Here is a 17,935-nt window from a genome sequence, read left to right as displayed (position 1 = left end):
ATGCCTGACAAGATCGCATTGGTCACCGGCGCCGGCGGCTTCATCGGCCATCATCTCGTCTCGTATCTGGTGGCTCACGGCCACAAGGTACGCGGGGTCGACATCAAGGCGCCGGAATACGAGGCCAGCAAGGCACATGAGTTCGCGCTGCTCGATCTGCGGCTTCCCGGCAATTGCGAGAAGGCGGTCGCAGGGGTCGACGAGGTCTATCATCTCGCCGCCGATATGGGCGGGATTGGCTACATCACCTCGTCCCATGCCGCGATCACGCTGCACAACACGCTGATCAACGTGAACATGGTGAAGTCGGCGCGGGAGGCCGAGGTAAAGCGCTTCCTGTTTTCCTCCTCGGCCTGCATCTATCCGCAATATCTGCAGCACAAGCCCGATGTCACGCCACTGCGCGAGGACGATGCCTTCCCGGCCGATCCGGAGGAGGGCTACGGGCTCGAGAAGCTCTATATGGAGAAAATGTGCCAGTACTTTACCGAGGACTGGGGCTTCCCGACCCGCACCGTCCGCTTCCACAATGTCTACGGGCCGCTCGGTACCTATGATGGCGGTCGCGAAAAGGCGCCGGCGGCGATCTGCCGGAAGGTTGCGCTCGCGGCCGATGGCGCCGCAATCGAGATCTGGGGCGACGGCCAGCAGACGCGTTCCTTCATGCATGTCGACGACTGCGTCGAGGGCATCTTCCGCATCATGCGCTCGGACTACGACCGGCCGCTGAATCTCGGCACCGATGAACTGGTCTCCGTCGACCAGCTCGTCGACATGGTCGCCGGGATCGCAGGCAAGCGCATCGTCAAGCAGCATGACCGCTCGCGCCCGCAGGGTGTCCGCGGGCGCAACAGCGACAATTCCCGCCTGCGCGAGGTGCTCGGCTGGGAACCCGGCATCCTGCTGAAGGACGGGCTGAAGCCCACCTATCGCTGGATCGCCGAGATGCTGACCCGGAAGGCCGAAGCCCCGCAGGTGCAGGCGGCCGAATAGCGCCGCAACGGCGCGTCATTGCTGGGAAGGGGGAGGGTGCGCGTCATGCCTCTGGCCATATCCTCGGTTGCCTCGCCGAAACTGAGCGCCACGCGCGTTCCGTCGGTCCCGCGATCGGTGCGGCGGGGCGGTGCCTGGTCGCGCCGCCGTATCGCCGTGGTGACGGCGCTCGTGACCGGCGATCTCCTGGCCGCCGGGCTTGCGGTCGCGCTGACGATGCAGATCGCGCCGGCGGCGCTTCATGATGCCCTCGAAGCCGGTCTGGCCGGGATCGCGCTCGTGGTGCCTTTGCATGCCTCGTTCGGGATCTATGGTTGCTGGGGGCCCTGTCCGATCGACCGCCTGCGGTTGCGCGCGCAGGCCGCGCTGATGCTCTCGGTGATGGCGGCGCTGGCCTTCGCCGCCTGGCAGGGGCCGGAGAGCCTGGCGGCGATCCTCCTGCTTGGGAGCGCGCTGTTCGTCATCGGCCATTACATGGAAGGGCTCGTCCGGTATCTGCTGACGCGGGCCGGGATCTGGGGCGCCCCGACCATCCTTGTCGGCCCGCCCGAGCTCTGCAACGCGATGGCAAGGCGGCTGCTGCGCGATCCGAAGCTGGGGCTGCGCCCGATCGGCCTGATCGGCGACCGGCCGGATGTGGAAAGCGCCGAGGCTGGGCCGGTTCCGATGCTGGGCGGCTCGGCGGATCTGGCCCGGCTCTCGGAACAGGCCGAGGTCGTCATCGTCGCGGCGGCGGCCCTGCTGCCGGGCGAGAGCTGGCCGGGGATCACGCTGTCGGATGTCCGGGCGCCGCATGTCGTCGTCGCCGAGAACGCCGATGGGTTGCCGAATGTCGGCATGCACACGCGCAATCTCGGCGGGGCGCTCGGTCTCGAGGTCCGCTTCGACCTGTTCCAGCCGGGGCATCTCGCGATCAAGCGCTGGATCGATCTCATGGTCACCGTGCCCCTGCTGCTGCTGGCCTCCCCCTTGATCCTGATGCTCGCTCTGGCGGTGAAGATCGCCGATCCCGGCCATGCCTTCTATCGGCAGCGCCGCGTCGGGCGCGACGGTCGTGAGCTCAACGTCCTCAAGCTGCGCACCATGTATGCCGACGCCGAAAGCCGGCTCCAGGAGCATCTGGACCGTAATCCGCAGGCGCGCGCCGAATGGGAGCGCTTCTTCAAGCTCAAGGACGATCCGCGGATCCTGCCGGTGATCGGCCATTTTCTGCGCCGTTCCAGCCTCGATGAGCTGCCGCAGCTCTGGAACATCGTCTGCGGCGGCATGAGCCTGGTCGGCCCGCGACCGTTCCCGGACTACCACATGGCGAGCTTCGATCCCGGCTTCCAGTCGATACGGGTCAGCGTCCCGCCCGGCCTGACCGGCCTTTGGCAGGTCAGCTCGCGCAGCGGCGGCGACCTTGAGGTGCAGCAGGAGGAGGATCTCTTCTACATCCGCAACTGGTCGCTCTGGCTCGACATCTACATCCTGCTCGAGACCTTCCCGGCGGTGCTGACGTCGCGTGGGGCGCGCTAGAGCCCTCGGCAGAGGACCGAGCCGGGCAGGCTCGCCGGAAGCGGAGAGAAAGGCGATGCGGAGAACCGATCGAGATGGCCGCTCGGAAGGCAGGGCCGGGACGTCGGCTTCGATGCGCCGCGTTTCCGAAAGGCGACGGAAGCCGGGGCCTCCCGCCGCGGCCAGGCTGAGCCGGTGAGGGGCGGAACGGTGCAAGCGTCTCGACGTCTGGAGCTGCAGTGGTTGCGCGCCTTCGCCGCCGGCGAGGTCGTGCTCTGTCATTCCGACCTGCTGACCAAGCATTTCTCGAATCTGGCGATCGCCCGGTCCTGGTATCAGCCCTTCTCGGCGCTCGGCGTCGAGCTCTTCTTCATCGTCTCCGGCTATGTTATCGCCGTGCGGGTCGGTGAGAAGGACACCGGCGGCGCCTTTTTTGCGGCGCGCGTCCTGCGGCTGATACCGATGTACTGGTTCTTCACCAGCCTCGTGGTCCTCGTCTATCTGGTCAAGCCGGCCTGGCATCTGATGGGCTTCAGCCCAGATCCGATCAACATGGCGAAGTCCTTCCTGATCCTGCCGCAGCAGGGCTTCCCGATCCTCGGCGTCGGCTGGACGCTCGAGCACGAAATCCTGTTCTATCTCGGCGTGGCGCTGATGCTGGCGACCGTCGGCTCGGGGCGTGGTGCGCGGATCGGCCTTGCCTGGCTGCTGACGGCGCTCGGCGCCGTCGGCCTGGCGCTCGGCTGGCCCGCCGGGCCTGTCCCCGGCGCGAGCACGCTCGGCGCGGCTTTCCTGACGCATGTCTTCAATCCCTTCATGCTGGCCTTCGCCCTCGGTTGGCTGGTGCGCGAACTGGAGGGACGCCGGGCCGCCGACCTCGCCCTGCAAGTGCTGCCGCCGGCCCTGCTCCTGCTCTGGGCCGTCTGGGAGGCGCCTTCGGGCAAGCTGATGCCGCTCTGGCGCATCGCCGCCGCCGGCCTCGTTTTCGCCGGCTTCATCCTGTGCCGGCAAGCACTGCAGAAGGACAGCCGGCTCGGGCGCGGCATGGTGCTGCTCGGCGAAGCCTCCTTCAGCATCTATCTCTCGCACTGGTTCGTGCTCTCGGCCGGCGGCAAGCTGCTCGGCGGCCTCGGCGTGCCGGCGAGCTATGATGTTGTCGTGCGGCTGGTTGGGGTGGCGCTGGCGCTCGCGATCGGCGTGGCCTTCTACCTTGCGCTCGAGAAGCCGCTGGATCGCTGGCTGCGGCCGGGCGGGCGCCTGCGCAGTTTCCGGCTCCTGCCGCACGGCGCGGCCACTGCGCCGGCGCCGATCCCCAAGAAGCCGGGCTGAAGCGGAAGAAGGGGGTCAGCGCGGAACGCTGGCACCGGCCGTCAGGCTACCCTGCTTTTCCTGGCCGCGGGCGCGGAAGTTCGCAAAATCCATCTCCACCGTTCCCCAGACGAAGCGCGGTGGCGGTGCGCCGGTGATGGTCCGGTAGCGGTTGCCGTCGAACAGGTTGCCGCCGCGTTCGATGATCGCGAAATTCTCCGCGCTCGGGTCGGAGACCGAGACGCCGCCGGCCGAGCCGCGGCCCATGAAGGTGATCTCGTTGTCGGTGACGCGGTTGTCGCGTGTCTTGTAGAAGCCGCCGCCCACCTTCCAGCGGTTCTGGTCGATCAGCATGATCGCGCGACCGGATTCGCGCACGACCAGCACATTGTCGTGGACCAGCGCCTGTTCCGAGGCCGCGATCTGGATCTCGGCGCCCCAGTACCAGGGCGCGCCGGCCTGATTGTTCTGCCAGAGCACATTGTTGCGGATGACGGCCTTCGAGGAGAGCTCGAAGAAGATCCCGGCCGAGCTGTTATAGGCGACGCGATTGCCCTCGAAGGTGGTGTTCACGCAGCTTTCGTCGCACCACAGGCCCGGCCCGTCATTATGGTGCACGTTGTTGTTCCGGAAGATGACGTTCTGGCTGACCGTGACCTTGATGCCGCCGGCATCCCAGCTCGGATCGAAGCCGGAACGGTTGTTGCCGAAGATCTCGTTGCCTTCGAACAGGATGTCGGTGCCGTCGGCCGTGGCGCCGATCTGGCCGTTGTCGTGGATCCTGCTGCGCAGGACCTGTCCGTTAGGGCCGACCGAGACGCCGGCGCCGCTGTTCAGCCTGAAGTCGCAATCCTCTATCCGCCAGTTCGGGCCGTCGCCACGGACTGCGCCTTCCTGGGGCGGGTTGGCGTATTTCTCGAAGACCAGCCCCTGGACCGTTACGTCGGCGGCGGCGCCGAACAGGGCGTAGCGGGCGCGCGCGACCTCGACCAGGCGCCCTTCGGGAGCTTCGGCAATCAGGAATTCGTTGCGCAGCCGGTCATGGAAGAAGCGGCCGGGCCGCAATTGCGTGCGGTCGGCGACCGCCTGCAATGGCTTGCCGTCGAGAAAAAGGGCTTCCGGCCACTGGCAGGCTCCGTAGCCGGTCTTGCAGACCCCGTTGGCCGGGCCGGGCGCAGCGATCCCGGCGGCGACCCAGACGCCGTCAACGGCACGAAAGCCAGCGAGGATCGCGGCTCCGCTGAGAATGGCGCCCGGTTCGCCGAAGAAGCGCTGGCCGCGCTTCGGCTGGGCCGATTGCAGCCGGTGCAGCCCGGCCTCGATGCAGAAGGCGGTGCCGTTCGGTGCCGTCGCGACGGCCTGCGAGAGCGAGTGCTCGCTCGTGATGCGAATTGCGCCGGCCGGGCAGGCGGAGGCGGGCCGCGGTTCGGGGGCCGTCGGAGCCGCCGCGCTTGCCGGGGCGGCGGCGAGCAGCAGCATGCCTGCTGCCGCGGCCTTCAGGTGCTCGGCGGCCATGCCGGCCTCCGGCGCTGCGCGAAATCCTGCAGCATCGAACTGCCGATGCCGAGTCCGATGATCGACCAGAACCAGATTCCCAGCATCGGTCCTTCGAGTGCGACGTCGAAGGAGGCGTTGATCAGCATCGACAGGCCGTAGCAGCCAATCCAGATGAACAGTTTGGCAGCTCGCTCGTCGCCATGGCGCAACGCGGCGAGATGGCTGCGCACGAGCATGCCGAACCAGCACAGCAGCAGCACGATCCAGAGGCCGAGTCCGGGCACCCCGGCCCGTGCCAGAATGCCGAGATGGACGTTGTGCGGGGCCCGGACCGGAGCACCGCCCCCCTCCGCTCCGACGACATAGCCGTCATCCTCGGCGAGATTTACGCCGAAGCCCTTGCCCGTCCAGAAATACGGGCCGCGCAGCGTGTAGTCCTGGATCGCCTGCCACCAGCGCAGGCGCCAGGTCTTGGTGCCGTCGAGATTGGAGGCCTCGCTGCGCCCGACGATGCTCTCGACATTGTTGATCAGCTGGGTCGGGCCGATCACCCGCCCGCTTTCGAGCTCCACCTGCAGGCCGAACATCAGGACGATCGCGAACACCGCGCCGCCTCCTGCCGCGATCGGTATGAGCTTTCGCACCTGACCGCCGAGTACGGCCGCGAGAAGCACCGGTAGCAGGAAGGCGAGCATCGCCCCGCGGCTGATCGCGATCATCAGGAAGCCGACGAGCACGGCAACGAGCCAGGGCCAGGGAACGCGACGTAAGCCCAGCAGCACGAAAACGGTCGCGCCGCACAGATGTACTGCCGCCTCGCCCATGCGGACATAGACCACCGGCACGCCGGAGAACGGCCAGGCCAGCAGATGCGAGAGCGAGCTGGTGGTATAGGCGAGGGCCGCGCCGGAAAGCCCGTAGAGCAAGGCGAACCGGCTATAGGTGCCGAGCAGCCGGCCGAGCCGTGCCGGCTTCTGCAGCAGCAGCGCGACGATGATGAAGGCGAAGGTGCCATAGAGCGCGATGACGCTGTCGCGTAGCGCATCGAAACCGTGGACCGGGATGCCCGGCACGGTCCGCACCGCGACCCATCCCATGAAGGCGAGGAGCGCGAGGCTCGGCACAGTCATCAGCATGGCGATCCAGCTGCGCGATGCCATCAAGGCGAGCACGCCGAGCACGAGCGTGATCTCGCCGATGAACAGCGGCGGCACGCCGACATAGGCGAAGCCCTTGCCGAAGATCGCGTAGCCCGCCAGCACGAAGCAGAGCAGCCCGAGATAGCGATCGCCCCAATCCGGCCGCGCCCGTGCTCGCGGTGCCGCGGCGAAGCTGGCCGGCATCTCGACAGAGAGGTGTAGCGGCATGCTCGGCGCCTCTCATTTTCTCGTCGCCAGGGCGTTTCCGTTTTCGTGGAATCGGGGAAACGCTCCAATCCTCTATTTTATCGCGTTTTCTTCATGCGAACCGGCGCTCGCTTCGCTCGAAACTGCTCCAGGCCATTGAAGACGTGTCGGGGGCAGGCCGTCGAGCGGGCGGCGGAGGTACCCCGGCTGGCGCAGCAATGCGGCCGATATGGCCTTCAGCCCAACCGGTGCAGCAGCTTTCCGGCATGCTGGCGCAGCCCGGAGGGTAGGAGGTGGTAGCATTCACGCAGCACCGGACGGATACGCCCGAGATAGGTGGCGGCGAGGCGGCCGCGCCGCGAGACCGGGATGAGATAGTCCGCGATCGGGACCTCCCTGTTCGCCCATTCGAGCTTGTGTCGATGCGCCGGCGCCAGGAAGTCGAAGACGTCGATCGAGAGTTCCGGGCAGCATTCCAGCAGATGCCAGAACAGCAGCCGGCCGGGAGCGTGTTTCGCGAAGCGTAGGTCGTAGCTCTGGACCAGGGACCAGTAGCGTCCCTGGCTGACGGCGCCGATCTCGATGGCGGCGATCTCGTCGCCGGTACGCATATAGGCCGCCAGAAGCCAGCCCTCCCTGGCGAGACGTAGCAGGCAGCCCAGGCTCGCACCATGAGCGTAGCCGGCGCTGACGGCCCCCTTCTCCTGTTGCCAGACCCGCTTCAGCGCGAATGCGTGCTCGAGCAGCAGGCATTGCTCCTCCGGCCGCTGTGCCAGCGCGAAGCTGACCGGCCCATGTTCCGCGAGCTGGCGCTGATGCCGCCGCAGCGCCTGACGCGTGCGGCCCGTGCGCTGGCCGTCGGCGCTGCCGCCGTCGAGGCTGCGGAAATCGAGCATCGGCGCACTCGCCTGCGAGCCTGCCACCCGATGTCGGGCGAGCTGGCTGGCGAGCGCCGTGTCGTCGCGGACGCGGCGCAGCTCGATGGTGTCGACATCATGCCAGTTGCGGACCATGTCCCAGGCGATGCCGAACAGCAGGTCGCGATCTTCCCGCTTGTCGATCAGCACGTCGCCATATTGGGTCGCGGGCTCGCCGAGATGATGCAGGATCCGGCAGAATGAGAGCCGCCGGACGGAGAGAGGCCAGAGCAGCACCAGCGTTCGGCCGCGCCAGATTGTCGCGATCCGGGGCGTTTCCGGCTGACCGCAGGCCCGCGCCGCCTCGACCCATGCCTCGCACCAGTCGGGGCTCTGGAAGAAGCTGGTGCTGGAGCTGCGTCGTTCGAGGTCGCGCCAGGGGCCGAGCAGTTCCGCGTCCCAGGCCGCCTCCTCGCAGCGCAACGTCGTCTCCGGCCAGTCGACCGCGGACAGGAAATGAATCGAAGGCACGGACTCGTTCATGCTGCCGCCTCCCGCAGATCAAGAGATTTCATCGGCCAGCCTGTGCCGGGCCGCGTCTCCAGGAGAGTCTGCCAGCCTGCTGCGACAGGCTGCGCAGGCGCACTAGCCCGCGGCGCGTGAATCCCTTGGCCAGACGGCCGACATAGCGTGCGTAGCCGGCTGCGTGTCCGAGGGGGCCATCGGCGAGGGAACGGGCCTTCAGCGCATAGGCCGCGCGGCGCGAGGACAGGTCGGTCGCACGCTTTTCCGGGTCGGCGTAGAAGGAGGCGATCTTGCTCGCTCCCATGCCGGGCGTCGCCAGCCAGCGTGGCACATGCACCGAGCAGAGCCGCTCGACATCGCACAGCACCTTGTTCGTGCCGGTTCCAGCCGCCGGACAGGAGGTGCCGAAGGCGTCGCCGACCAGCACCACGCCCGGCTGTTCGACATTGGTCGAGACATAGAGATCGGCCGGTCGCACGCGTACCGTGCCCTGGATCGCGAAGGGACCGATCAGCGCAGCCAGCCGCGGCATAACGCTCGTCAGCGCGGCTTCCGGCGTTTCGCGGATCGCTTTGAGCCAGGGATCGTCGAGGCCGCGATAGGTCATCAGGTTGGCGCGCATCACCGTGCCGAGACGGAACAGGGTGAGATAGGCGATGCGATCCTGTGGCCGTTCGCCGTAATAGGTCAGGGAGTCGAAGGGCAGGCGCGCGCTCGCGGTCGGCACGACATCGAAGCCGATCGTGACCGAATGAGTCTGGCTGAGCGTCTGGCAGCCTATTCCCAGCGAGCCTCGCAGGGCGCGATTCAGTCCGTTGGCGAGCACGACAAGCCGGGCCGTCACGACCTCGCCATCCGCGAGCGTGACCGTTTGCTCGTCGTCGCTCAGGCTGATCGCCGCCACGGTCCCGTTCAGGAAGCGCACCTGCGGCGGAATGCCCCGCCGGACTGCACGCACCAGCGGCTGGTAGAGGATGCCGTATTGCTCGACGGCGAGCTTGTCGGCGAGGCGCCCGAGCCGTGCGACCCAGAGCTCGCGATTCTGCGTCGCCGCCGGCAGGACCAGCCCGTCGAGGCCCATGCGCCGCAGCAGGCGGATCTGCGAGGGGTCGAATTTCTCACAGCGGAAATCCGGCCGCGGCGGATCATGGGGGTCGATCAGGAGGACGTCGTGGTCCGTGCGGCCGAGCATCACGGCGGCGCTTGCACCGGCAAGCCCGCCTCCGACGATTACGATGTCTGCCGAGCGCGCCATGGCGTCCTCACTCTTGCGGGTCTTTGGCAGCCTCGCCACGTAGCCGGCGCCGGAGCTGGGCGAGGGTGGGGCGCAAACGATGGTAGAGCTGTCGCGCCGCCTCGCGGCCGCGTCGGTAGGCCTTCTCGCGGCTCGCCAGGAAGAGCAGGCGCAGCTTTCGGCCGGGCTCGACGTCGATCAGCAGATCGCGCACTTCGTGGCGCTCCGGCCAGCGTTCGGCCTGCTGACCGGTGTCGCGGTGATTGCAGGAATCAGTGAAGCTGATCGTCGGATCGGCGAGCAGGCGCATCGTCGTATGCTCGAGCAGCAGAACGCCGGGCGAGAAGCGGCTATAGGTCTCGTCATAAGCGGTGCGCCAGGTGAAGGCTGCGTCTCCGCACAGCAGCACCACCCACATCGCGATCGGCTTCCCGTCCAGCCGCAGCGCCTCGATCCTGACCAGCCGACGCTCTGCCAGGCCGAGAACCAGCTCGCGGGCAAAACGCCCGGTGTTCGGATTGGATGCGAGCGCGCTGTGGCGCGCGGCTTTCCAGCCCGAGGCCTCGAGCCGGAGAAACTCCTCCAGCGCGGTCGCGACTGCGGCTGGCTCGTCGACGAAGCTCAGCGCCAGCTCGCCCTCCTTGCTCAGCTGGCGTCGCTTGCGGGCGAAGCCTTGTAGCCGCCGCGGCGACATCGAGGCGGCCCAAAAGGCCTTCGGGTCGTCGGAAGAGGTCAGGCCGGCGCGAATCCGCGTCTCCAGCAGCCGCGCACTGCCGGCTCCGCCGTCCAGCACGGTCTCCAGAGCCTCCGTCACCGCGGAGCCCCCCGACATGTCGCCGGCCTGGATCAGCTTGGGCAGCTCCGGCATCCGGCGGATCGCCGCCAGCATCGCGGCAAGGACTGTCGTGACCTGTCTGCCGTCGATGACCGGCGTTCCGAGATAGGCGACCGGCCCCGGCGGGCAGACCAGGGCCTTCCAGGGCCAGCTCAGCCGGGTGTGACGCTCCACCAGCAGCCAGGCGCCGAGAAGCCGCGGCGGGACTTCCGCCTCCTGATCGTCGGTCCAGGCCAACAGGACCCGCACCCGATCCGGCCAGGCGCAGGCGAATGCCGTTGCTACGGCTGGGTCCATGAAGACGTTCGGGATTGCTGCGCGGCTGACCAGATCGGCCCAATCGTCCCGCAGGTCGGCAAAGTCGCGGGCGCTCGCCAGCTGTATCCGTGGCGTCTGCGCCGGCCGCGACGGGCTTGCTGCCTGATCATCTGCGAAACGGAGCGGTTCACCCGCTGGCGAGACCCGGCTGAAGCGCGGCAGGGCAGCGCTTTCGCTCACGGCTGCACCTTGCCGGCCTTGCCCGCCGGCACAGCCGGGGCGGCGTGGTGCTGCCTTGCCGCCTGCAGCAGCGCGCGCATGCGCCGAGCCATAGCGCGCAGGCGGCGATGGGCGATCTCCACCGTGCTGACCAGTCCGAAGGCCAGGCTTCGCTGCGGCCGCACTGTGATGATCAGGTCCGAGACCTCACGCCGGCCGGCCCAGAATTCGGCCATGTGACCGGTATCGTGATGATTGCAGGAATCGATCGCATGCAAGGCGGGGTCGGCGAGAAAGCGGTTGGTGACCTCCTGGTGCAGCAGCAGCCCGGGGGCACAGGCGCGATGGGCTTCGTCATAGGCGGACTTCCAGGTGAAGGCCGTCTCGCCGGATTGGACGGTGACCTGCATGGCGATGGCCCGCCCGTCGAGGCGCAGGGCGATGATCTGGGCCTGATCGCGGTTCGCCAGCGCGACGATCGTCCGTTTGAAGAAGCTCGCCAGCGCCGGCGTGCGCAGGATCGCCTGCCCACGGCTGCTCTTGCGCCCCTTCCAGCCCGAAGCCTCGAGCGTGAGGAATTCTTCGATGGCCGGCGCGATCTCGCTGTCGCCCGCATGCCGCGTGCAGCTGACGAGGCCTTGGCGCCCGAGTCGCTGCTGCTTCTTGCGCAGCGCCTTGGCGCGGCTGGGCGCGACCGGGCTGGCCCCGCTGCCTGCGACCGATTTAAGCAGCGCGGGACGAAGCCGGGTTTCGAGCCGGGTGCTGGATGAGCCGCGCCGCGCCAGGACGTCAGCGACGACAGCGGCGACGGGCCCGCTCGCATCGAGGCTTCCGATGCTCAGAGTATCCGGCAGCGAGCGCTCTGTGGCGATCGCGTCCAGCATGCCCGAAAAAGCCGCGGCGGCGTTGTCGCGGTCGAGCACGGGGGTGCCGAGAAAGGCGTGGTCGAGCACCGGCGTCTTGAGCATCGGCACCGGCAGAAACGGAAATGCGTGCTGGCGCGCCAGCGCCCAGAGACCGACCAGTCGACTGGGTGTATCGGGCTGCGGCGCGCTCCAGGCCAGCAGTACCGCGATCTCGGCCGCGCGCGTATCGGCTGCCGCTGCGATGAGCGACGGCTCCAGAAAGGCGTTGTCGGCCAGAGCGCGGCCTGAAAGGTCGCGCCATTCCCGCTCGATCGTTGCCAGACGCTCCGGCGTGGTGATTTCGACCGAGATGGTCGCCTCGCCGAGGTCATCCATCACCTGCCGCGCAACGTGACGGCGTGACTCGTCCACAAGATCGACGGGACCCTGTTGCACCAGCGCTCTCCCCGAGGGTTGGCGCCATTATACGGTTCCGCCCTTCGAGGGCGCTTCTGGCAAACGGGTTAACCCCATTTTGACGCGGTACTCCGACCGGAGCGCGCCCCGTGGATCGATCCAGGCGGCAACACCGCACGCCGTGCCGACTGCCGCGGAAATGTCGGGGGTGCGGTCAGCGCTTCGCATTGGTCGCGGCCCGGCAGGCGACGGAGTGCTTCCGTCGTCCGATCCGCAGCAGCGCCTGCAACTGAACGGCCTGAAGCTGGGCCGTCGGGTCCCCAGGGGCCGTTGCATCGAGAAAAGCTGGGAGGTTTGGAAGTGGACGGCGAAAGAAGCGAAGACCGGCGTTCAGCACACTGATCCTATGGAACGAAAAATTGTGCGTTGCAGCCGAATTCGCGGAGATGGATAAGAATAAATTCTAGGTTATGAAATTTTGATCGCGTCGAAAACGCCTCTCTAAGCTACAAATTCCCCTAGGTTCGACATATCCCGATTGGGGTGGGGTGCCCGCGTCGCCAGTTGATGAGGGCTGCTTCGCATGTCGTGTGCGGGTATCGAGGACAAGCCATGGGCGAGAAGGACAACGGCCTCGATCTCGAGAAGCTCTACAATGTCGTGGTCGCCCCGGAGACCTGGCCGGACGTCCTGAACGACATTGCTCGCTCGGCCAATGCTGTCGGGGCGTGCCTGGCGACCGATGTCGGCAGCAAGACGTTGATCGCGAGGCCGGTTTCGCCCGAACTGGTCGCTCCAATCGACGACTTTCTCGACAGCGGTTGGTACAAGCGCGACTTGCGGGGTTACCGCGCCTGGCCGCTTCTCCGCCAAGGGCGGAAAGTGCTGATCGAGCACGACGTCTCCACCGAGCAGGAGCGGCGCAACAGCGCCTACCATAACGAATGGCTCCGTCCTTGGGACCTGCCGTGGTGGGGTACGCTGGGGTTCTCGCGAGATGGCCAGCATTACGGCCTGGTCATGCTCAGGAACTCCAGGCAAGACGCTTTCACATATGAGGAGTTGCGACCTCTGTCGGGTCTTCGGCACCATCTGGCTCGCGTGTTGACCTTGATCGAAACGCTGTCGACCCAGCGCGCCGAAGCTGTGCTCGATACGATGGATCTGATTGAAAGGCCTGCGTTCCTCCTCAATGCGGCCGGGCGGGTCATCCGCCTCAATACCAATGCAAGGGCTTTGCTCGGGTCGGACTTCACCCTGTCGCATGGGGTGCTGCGCACGACGCATGCGGAAAACAGTGAACGGCTGCAGGCGCTCATCGCCGCGGTCCTGGCGCCGGGCATCTCCGTTACCCGGACGGAGCCGCATTGGATGGCGCTTCGTCGACTGGGGCGCCGGCCGCTCATCGTCAAGGCCATGCCGATCATCGCCGGCCTTTCGGATATCCTCACCGGCGCCAGGGCCCTGCTGACCGTGAATGACCTCGAGAGCAGCAAGCTGCCGACGCCGGAGAAACTGCGCGAAGCATTCGGCCTGACGCCAGCCGAGGCGCGTACGGCGCTCCTCCTCGCTGCGGGGGAGGACCCTGTTTCCGCCGCCCAGACGCTCGGGATCACCTCAGGAACGGTGCGCGACCATTTGAAGGCGATCTTCTCGAAAACACACACCCGTCGTCAGAGCGAGTTGCTCCAGCTCATCGAGCGCATGCGCGGATCATAGCAGTGCTTTGACTGATCTGGGGGGGCGGGGCGGATGGAGTTGACCCGGCTTCGTGGATTGCCTTGAGGTCATTTCCTGGAGAGGACACCGCCGTGGTTTTGAGCTGCGCATCCCCCGGTCCGGATGTCGGGAATCCTCGCGATACAGAGCCCCCTGTTCCGGGGATGGAGCGGTGACGGCTGGCTCCCTAGGCTGTCCGCGAAGATCCGCGAGGTTTCGATGCGCGCCCGCCTTGCCTGTCTGGCCGTCCTGACGCCTGCCATAATGCCCGGCGCCCTTGCCGCCGGGCCCTGTGCGGCGGAATCCGCGCGCTACGTCCAGCGGGGCGACAAGGGGACAGAGCTGGCCTTGCTGGCGGCCGGATCGTTCGGCTCTGCCGCCTCCAATCTGTTCCTGCGCGTTCGCACGGCCCGGCAGAGCTACTGGTTCCGTATTCAGGCCGCCAATGGCTATGGTGGCCTGACGCTTGAAGCGATCCGCGACCCGTCGAGCGTCGCTCCCGCCGAGCGCGGCCAGCCCATCGCGGACGCGCCGGACACAGCCGAGCCGGCCACGCCATTGCGCCTCATTCCCCTGCGTTGCGACCTGACCGAGATCGCGGACGCTCCCCGGGCCGGATCAGTCGCGCCGGCCATCCTTTTCCTGCCCGATCTCGGCCCGGCGCTCTGGTACGATTCCGCCGAGCTCGGCGGCAGCGGCGAGCGTGAGCTCGTCAGCCGTTCGGCCTTCGTGCTGGCCGCATGCGGGCGACGCTGACAGCCTTGCCCGGTACCTGGCCCGTGCGATCCCTGTGGGCCCTGCTGGTCGGGCTGGTCGGCGGTCTGCTGGCCGCCGCGATCGTGCTCTCGGTCTCGACCGGCGGCCTGTTCTTCCCCATGCTGCTTTTCCTCAGCATTGCCAGCCATGGCTTTGCTCCCCTCGCCGCCGCGCTGCTCCATCTTCTGGCCATTGTCGCGCCGGCCGCCCTGATCGCCCTGCCGGTCTCGGACCGTCTTGTCCTGCGCTGGCGGCGCGGCCGTCGCCTCCTGCTGGTCGTCGTCGGGACGCTCGCCGGCAATTGGTGGGGGGCCGCTTACGCCGGCTATCTGTTCGAGGACGAAGGCGCCATCGGTCTGGCCGTGTTCGTGGCGGGGATCGGCGGCTTCCTTTCGGCACTCGCCTATCGGCTGGATCGCCCGGCCGCGCCCGGCTGATCTTTGCTCAGACGATTCCGCGCCGGACCGCCTCGATTGCCGCCTCCGCCCGCGACGAGACGTTGAGCTTGCGATAGACGCTCTTTACATAGCCGGCGACGGTATGGGAGGTGAGGCCCAGAACCTGGGCGGCTTCGGGGATACGCAGCCCCTTTCCGATCAGGGCGAGCACCTCCTGTTCGCGTGGCGTCAGCATCACCGGCTCGGCGGCGGGCTCGGGCTGCCGGCGCGCGAAATGCGTCATGATCCGCCGGGCGACGGAGGGGGACAGGGGCGGCTCGCCGGCGTCGATCCGGTGCAGGTAGCGCACCATCGTATCCTCGTGCTGGTCCTTCAGCAGATAGCCCTGGGCCCCGGCCGCGATGGCCTCGAACAGATGCTGGTCGTCGTCATAGATCGTGGTCACGATCGGGCTGAAACGCGCATGCTGCGCCGCGATCTCGCGGATGAGGTCAATGCCGGAGCCGTCCGGCAGGCCGATGTCGACGAGCGCGATATCCTGCGGGCCCTCGGCGCGGTCGCGTCCCCGCTCGTCGCGCAGCCGTGCCCGCGCGCTCGCCATGGATGTCGCCTCGCGTACGGTGATCCCGGGAAAGGCGGCCTTCAGCATCGCCACGAGCCAGCGCCTGGTGTCGGGCCTGTCCTCGACGACGAGGCCGGTGCGGTCGGCGCGGTGCTGCGGCTCTGTTCTGTCCGTCATGCAGGTTGCGCCATCACCGGGAAGGGGCACGGATCGCGACGATAGGCTCCGCCTGATCCGCTCGCGACCCCGCGATCGCGGGGATCATGGCTGCGCCGTCCTGGCCGGCTCACCGCCATGCGCCATGCTGCGCAGCGGCAGCGAGATCGCGATGCTGGTGCCGTGCTCGACCGGCTCGAAGGCGATCTCCCCGCCGAGTTCGGCGATGCGTCGCCGGATGCCGAGAAGCCCGTGGCCGGTCCGTGCCTCCTCCGTCGACGGCGGTATGCCGTCGCCGTCGTCGCGGATGCGCATCGACAGCATGCCCTCCGACAGGCGCAGCCTGACCTCGACCGCACGGGCATGGGCATGGCGAATGACGTTGGTGATGATCTCGCGATGAAGCGAGATCAGGCCGCGATAGACGGGGTAGTCGAGCAGGCAGTCGCTCTCCTCCTCGCCTTCGAGCAGCCAGCTCAGCTCGATGCCGGCCATGTCGAGCCTGTCTCCGGTCTCGTGCCGCAAGGCGGCGAGAACCTGCGAGAGCGGCAGGCAGTCGGCGGACAGCCCGCCGACGATCGAGCGGATGTCGGCGAGCGCGTCGCGCAGGACCCGCTGCACGTCGTCGACCCCGCTCTTGTGCAGGCCCGAGAGCAGGCGCGCTCCGACATCGTCATGCAGGTCGCGGGCGATGCGGTGGCGCTCTTCCGTCCGGCCACGCTCGTACTCGCTGCGGCTCGCTTCGGAATAGCGCATCATCCTGACGAGCTGCTCGGCGAGCTTGGCGTCCCGCGAGCCGAACAGGCGCCGCCCGGCCCAGCCATAGCGCAGGGTGAGCGCCGGCGTGTCGGCGACTGCGGGAACCGCGAGGTCGAGCCCGTCCCGCAGGATCGCGGCCTGGGCGACGGCCTCGCTCGTCACGACCTGATCGACCGGCTCGAACAGGCGGCCGAGCAGCGAGCGCCAGAGCCGCGAGCGCTCCGTGGCGGAGCCCGTGAAGGAGATGTCGATGACCACCTGGAACAGTTCGTGCCGCTCGACGCTGCGCCGCTCGACCAGCCGTTCCCAGAGCAGGCTTCGCAGCGGCAGATAGGCGAAGCCGACCAGCAGCAGCGACAGGCCGAACGAGGCGGTCGGCTGCAGATGGAGCAGCATGATCAGCAGGCCGTCGGCCGCCAGAAGCAGCAGCAGGCCGCCGGCATAGAAGAGAATCCGGAACGCCCATTCGTCGAGGTCGAACAGCCGGTATCGCGAGACACCGAGCGCGAGGCCGGCATAGATCAGCAGGAAGAAGCCGAAGGCGTGCCCCTGCTGGACGGCGGGGGCAGTGTCGAACAGCACGGGGCTGCTGATCAGCATTATGAAGGGCAGGGCGCCGATGATCACCGAAAGCCCGATCCAGCGCAGCATGGCGCGGCCGCGCGCATCGCGGCGCACGGCGAAACGCTGGACGATGATCAGGCCGATAATGGCGAGCATCTCGAGAAGGGTCGGCAATTGCGCGCCCATTTGCGGGCTCGGCAGGGCATGGGCGAGGTTGAGCAGGATCCAGAGCGCCACCGTGCCGCTGAGAAGGCCCAGCACCCAATTGGGGACGAGCCGGCGCGGATAGACCAGGAACAGGCAGATGACCACGATGCCGAAACCGACCGCGCCGATATTGTTGAGCGCGGCGAGGAAGCGGAACAGGCTGCCGTCGATGGCGAGCTCACGCGAGGAGTAGATCGCCGCCGCGAAGGCCGAGAGCATGATCATCGCACCCGACAGGGCGAAGAGCCGGGTCGACAGGTCCCGGGGGCGCAAGGCCAGTACCCAGGCGCCGATGAGCAGCGAGCCCAGGCCGGTGACGATCTGCACCCAGAACGCCGAAGGCAGCGTCGTCAGCGGCCGTTGTGATGGGGCGATCGTCAGGATCGACGGCGCGCCGTCCGGCGTCGCGACATGCAGCGCGACCTCGCCGGAAGCGAGGACCGAGGCCAGGAGCGACTGCCTGGCGAAGAAGGCCCTGATCAGCTCGTAGCTGTCGATGACATCGGGTTCTTCGATGACGTCGGTCGCGATCAGGCTGATGGCGGTCTCAGGAGTAGCGGAGCGGGCTATTGCCAGGAATTGTCCCGGTTCGACCTTGCCTTGCGCCGGGCCACCGGCATGGACAGCGGTGATCAGAATCTTGTCGCCGGATGGCTCGCCGACAAGCGTCAGGCCGAGCCAAGGCTGCCGCAGAACGGTCACGAGCACCCCGAGCGTTGCTGCAAGGCAAATGACGACGGCAATCTGCAATATGCGGCTCGGAAGCCAGAACACCATCGTCCAACGCCAGCCGCCACATTCCGGAGCTGGGCATCGCTCCCGTGACGGTCCCCACTGCAAGCCGCAGGACAGCATCGCAGCGATCCCTGACCTTGTCGACCGCGTATTCGGCGAGTTCCTGTGGAACCTAACCCTTATGACTTCTGCGTCATCCGGCGCGTATCCTCGTTAGCCTCGCCGATCGATCTCGTTTCGACTGTCCC

At 67.5% G+C, this 17,935-nt stretch carries 14 protein-coding genes; 6 read left to right on the top strand and 8 right to left on the bottom strand.

The genetic code is table 11. The annotated features are described in order from the left end of the window. The 3 genes from ACWGRX_RS18625 (at position 1) to ACWGRX_RS18615 (ending at position 3,819) form a co-directional block, all read left to right on the top strand. Entirely contained in the window at positions 1–993 is a 993-nt protein-coding gene (locus tag ACWGRX_RS18625; protein WP_452118757.1) for an NAD-dependent epimerase/dehydratase family protein, read from the top strand. Positions 994–1,038: 45 nt separating this feature from the next. Beyond that, positions 1,039–2,511, top strand: a complete 1,473-nt coding sequence (locus ACWGRX_RS18620) for an exopolysaccharide biosynthesis polyprenyl glycosylphosphotransferase (RefSeq protein ID WP_452118756.1) — start codon at positions 1,039–1,041, stop codon at positions 2,509–2,511. 222 nt (positions 2,512–2,733) lie between these two features. After that, the gene (locus ACWGRX_RS18615; RefSeq protein ID WP_452118755.1) at positions 2,734–3,819 is read left to right on the top strand and encodes an acyltransferase family protein; all 1,086 of its coding nucleotides are present in this window, start codon (positions 2,734–2,736) and stop codon (positions 3,817–3,819) included. 15 nt (positions 3,820–3,834) lie between these two features. On the opposite strand, the gene ACWGRX_RS18610 is transcribed toward ACWGRX_RS18615, so the two are convergent. The 6 genes from ACWGRX_RS18610 to ACWGRX_RS18585 all read right to left on the bottom strand — a co-directional run bounded on the left by ACWGRX_RS18610 (position 3,835) and on the right by ACWGRX_RS18585 (position 11,870). After that, positions 3,835–5,313, bottom strand: coding sequence for a right-handed parallel beta-helix repeat-containing protein (locus ACWGRX_RS18610; RefSeq protein ID WP_452118754.1), 1,479 nt, complete (start codon positions 5,311–5,313; stop codon positions 3,835–3,837). Beyond that, the gene (locus tag ACWGRX_RS18605) at positions 5,295–6,662 is read right to left on the bottom strand and encodes an O-antigen ligase family protein (protein WP_452118753.1); all 1,368 of its coding nucleotides are present in this window, start codon (positions 6,660–6,662) and stop codon (positions 5,295–5,297) included. The genes ACWGRX_RS18610 and ACWGRX_RS18605 overlap by 19 nt, the downstream gene beginning before the upstream one ends. 215 nt (positions 6,663–6,877) lie before the next feature. Then, positions 6,878–8,041, bottom strand: a complete 1,164-nt coding sequence (locus ACWGRX_RS18600) for a GNAT family N-acetyltransferase (protein WP_452118752.1) — start codon at positions 8,039–8,041, stop codon at positions 6,878–6,880. Positions 8,042–8,069: 28 nt separating this feature from the next. Further along, positions 8,070–9,278, bottom strand: coding sequence for an FAD-dependent oxidoreductase (locus tag ACWGRX_RS18595; protein WP_452118751.1), 1,209 nt, complete (start codon positions 9,276–9,278; stop codon positions 8,070–8,072). Positions 9,279–9,285: 7 nt separating this feature from the next. Next, complete coding sequence (locus ACWGRX_RS18590) at positions 9,286–10,389, bottom strand: GNAT family N-acetyltransferase (RefSeq protein WP_452118750.1); 1,104 nt, start codon at positions 10,387–10,389, stop codon at positions 9,286–9,288. Between the two features lie 197 nt (positions 10,390–10,586). Then, complete coding sequence (locus ACWGRX_RS18585; protein WP_452118749.1) at positions 10,587–11,870, bottom strand: GNAT family N-acetyltransferase; 1,284 nt, start codon at positions 11,868–11,870, stop codon at positions 10,587–10,589. Positions 11,871–12,443: 573 nt separating this feature from the next. On the opposite strand from ACWGRX_RS18585, the gene ACWGRX_RS18580 reads away from it, so the two are divergent. The 3 genes from ACWGRX_RS18580 to ACWGRX_RS18570 all read left to right on the top strand — a co-directional run bounded on the left by ACWGRX_RS18580 (position 12,444) and on the right by ACWGRX_RS18570 (position 14,743). Continuing rightward, on the top strand, positions 12,444–13,550 hold the full coding sequence (locus tag ACWGRX_RS18580) for a helix-turn-helix transcriptional regulator (protein WP_452118748.1): 1,107 nt from the start codon (positions 12,444–12,446) through the stop codon (positions 13,548–13,550). 219 nt (positions 13,551–13,769) lie between these two features. Further along, on the top strand, positions 13,770–14,306 hold the full coding sequence (locus ACWGRX_RS18575) for a hypothetical protein (RefSeq protein WP_452118747.1): 537 nt from the start codon (positions 13,770–13,772) through the stop codon (positions 14,304–14,306). Between the two features lie 23 nt (positions 14,307–14,329). Continuing rightward, the gene (locus ACWGRX_RS18570) at positions 14,330–14,743 is read left to right on the top strand and encodes a hypothetical protein (RefSeq protein WP_452118746.1); all 414 of its coding nucleotides are present in this window, start codon (positions 14,330–14,332) and stop codon (positions 14,741–14,743) included. A 7-nt stretch (positions 14,744–14,750) separates the two neighbouring features. Here the strand turns inward: ACWGRX_RS18570 and ACWGRX_RS18565 are convergent, their stop codons facing one another. Together ACWGRX_RS18565 and ACWGRX_RS18560 are read right to left on the bottom strand one after the other, a co-directional pair. Continuing rightward, complete coding sequence (locus ACWGRX_RS18565; RefSeq protein ID WP_452118745.1) at positions 14,751–15,443, bottom strand: response regulator; 693 nt, start codon at positions 15,441–15,443, stop codon at positions 14,751–14,753. 84 nt (positions 15,444–15,527) lie between these two features. Beyond that, positions 15,528–17,660, bottom strand: coding sequence for an ATP-binding protein (locus tag ACWGRX_RS18560; RefSeq protein ID WP_452118744.1), 2,133 nt, complete (start codon positions 17,658–17,660; stop codon positions 15,528–15,530). Positions 17,661–17,935: the final 275 nt, after the last annotated feature.

It is taken from the genome of Allobosea sp. NPDC055594 (assembly GCF_053618995.1).
Note: the sequence above shows the minus strand (reverse complement) of the source record. Positions and strands in the feature narration are given on the sequence as shown.

Bases quoted from the DNA above. Each gene is read 5' to 3' on its own strand.
- ACWGRX_RS18625 (WP_452118757.1), top strand. From the start codon at position 1: ATGCCTGACAAGATCGCATTGGTCACCGGCGCCGGCGGCTTCATCGGC.
- ACWGRX_RS18610 (WP_452118754.1), bottom strand. From the start codon at position 5,313: ATGGCCGCCGAGCACCTGAAGGCCGCGGCAGCAGGCATGCTGCTGCTC.
- ACWGRX_RS18620 (WP_452118756.1), top strand. From the start codon at position 1,039: ATGCCTCTGGCCATATCCTCGGTTGCCTCGCCGAAACTGAGCGCCACG.
- ACWGRX_RS18580 (WP_452118748.1), top strand. From the start codon at position 12,444: ATGGGCGAGAAGGACAACGGCCTCGATCTCGAGAAGCTCTACAATGTC.
- ACWGRX_RS18575 (WP_452118747.1), top strand. From the start codon at position 13,770: ATGCGCGCCCGCCTTGCCTGTCTGGCCGTCCTGACGCCTGCCATAATG.
- ACWGRX_RS18565 (WP_452118745.1), bottom strand. From the start codon at position 15,443: ATGACGGACAGAACAGAGCCGCAGCACCGCGCCGACCGCACCGGCCTC.
- ACWGRX_RS18600 (WP_452118752.1), bottom strand. From the start codon at position 8,041: ATGAACGAGTCCGTGCCTTCGATTCATTTCCTGTCCGCGGTCGACTGG.
- ACWGRX_RS18605 (WP_452118753.1), bottom strand. From the start codon at position 6,662: ATGCCGCTACACCTCTCTGTCGAGATGCCGGCCAGCTTCGCCGCGGCA.
- ACWGRX_RS18590 (WP_452118750.1), bottom strand. From the start codon at position 10,389: ATGGACCCAGCCGTAGCAACGGCATTCGCCTGCGCCTGGCCGGATCGG.
- ACWGRX_RS18595 (WP_452118751.1), bottom strand. From the start codon at position 9,278: ATGGCGCGCTCGGCAGACATCGTAATCGTCGGAGGCGGGCTTGCCGGT.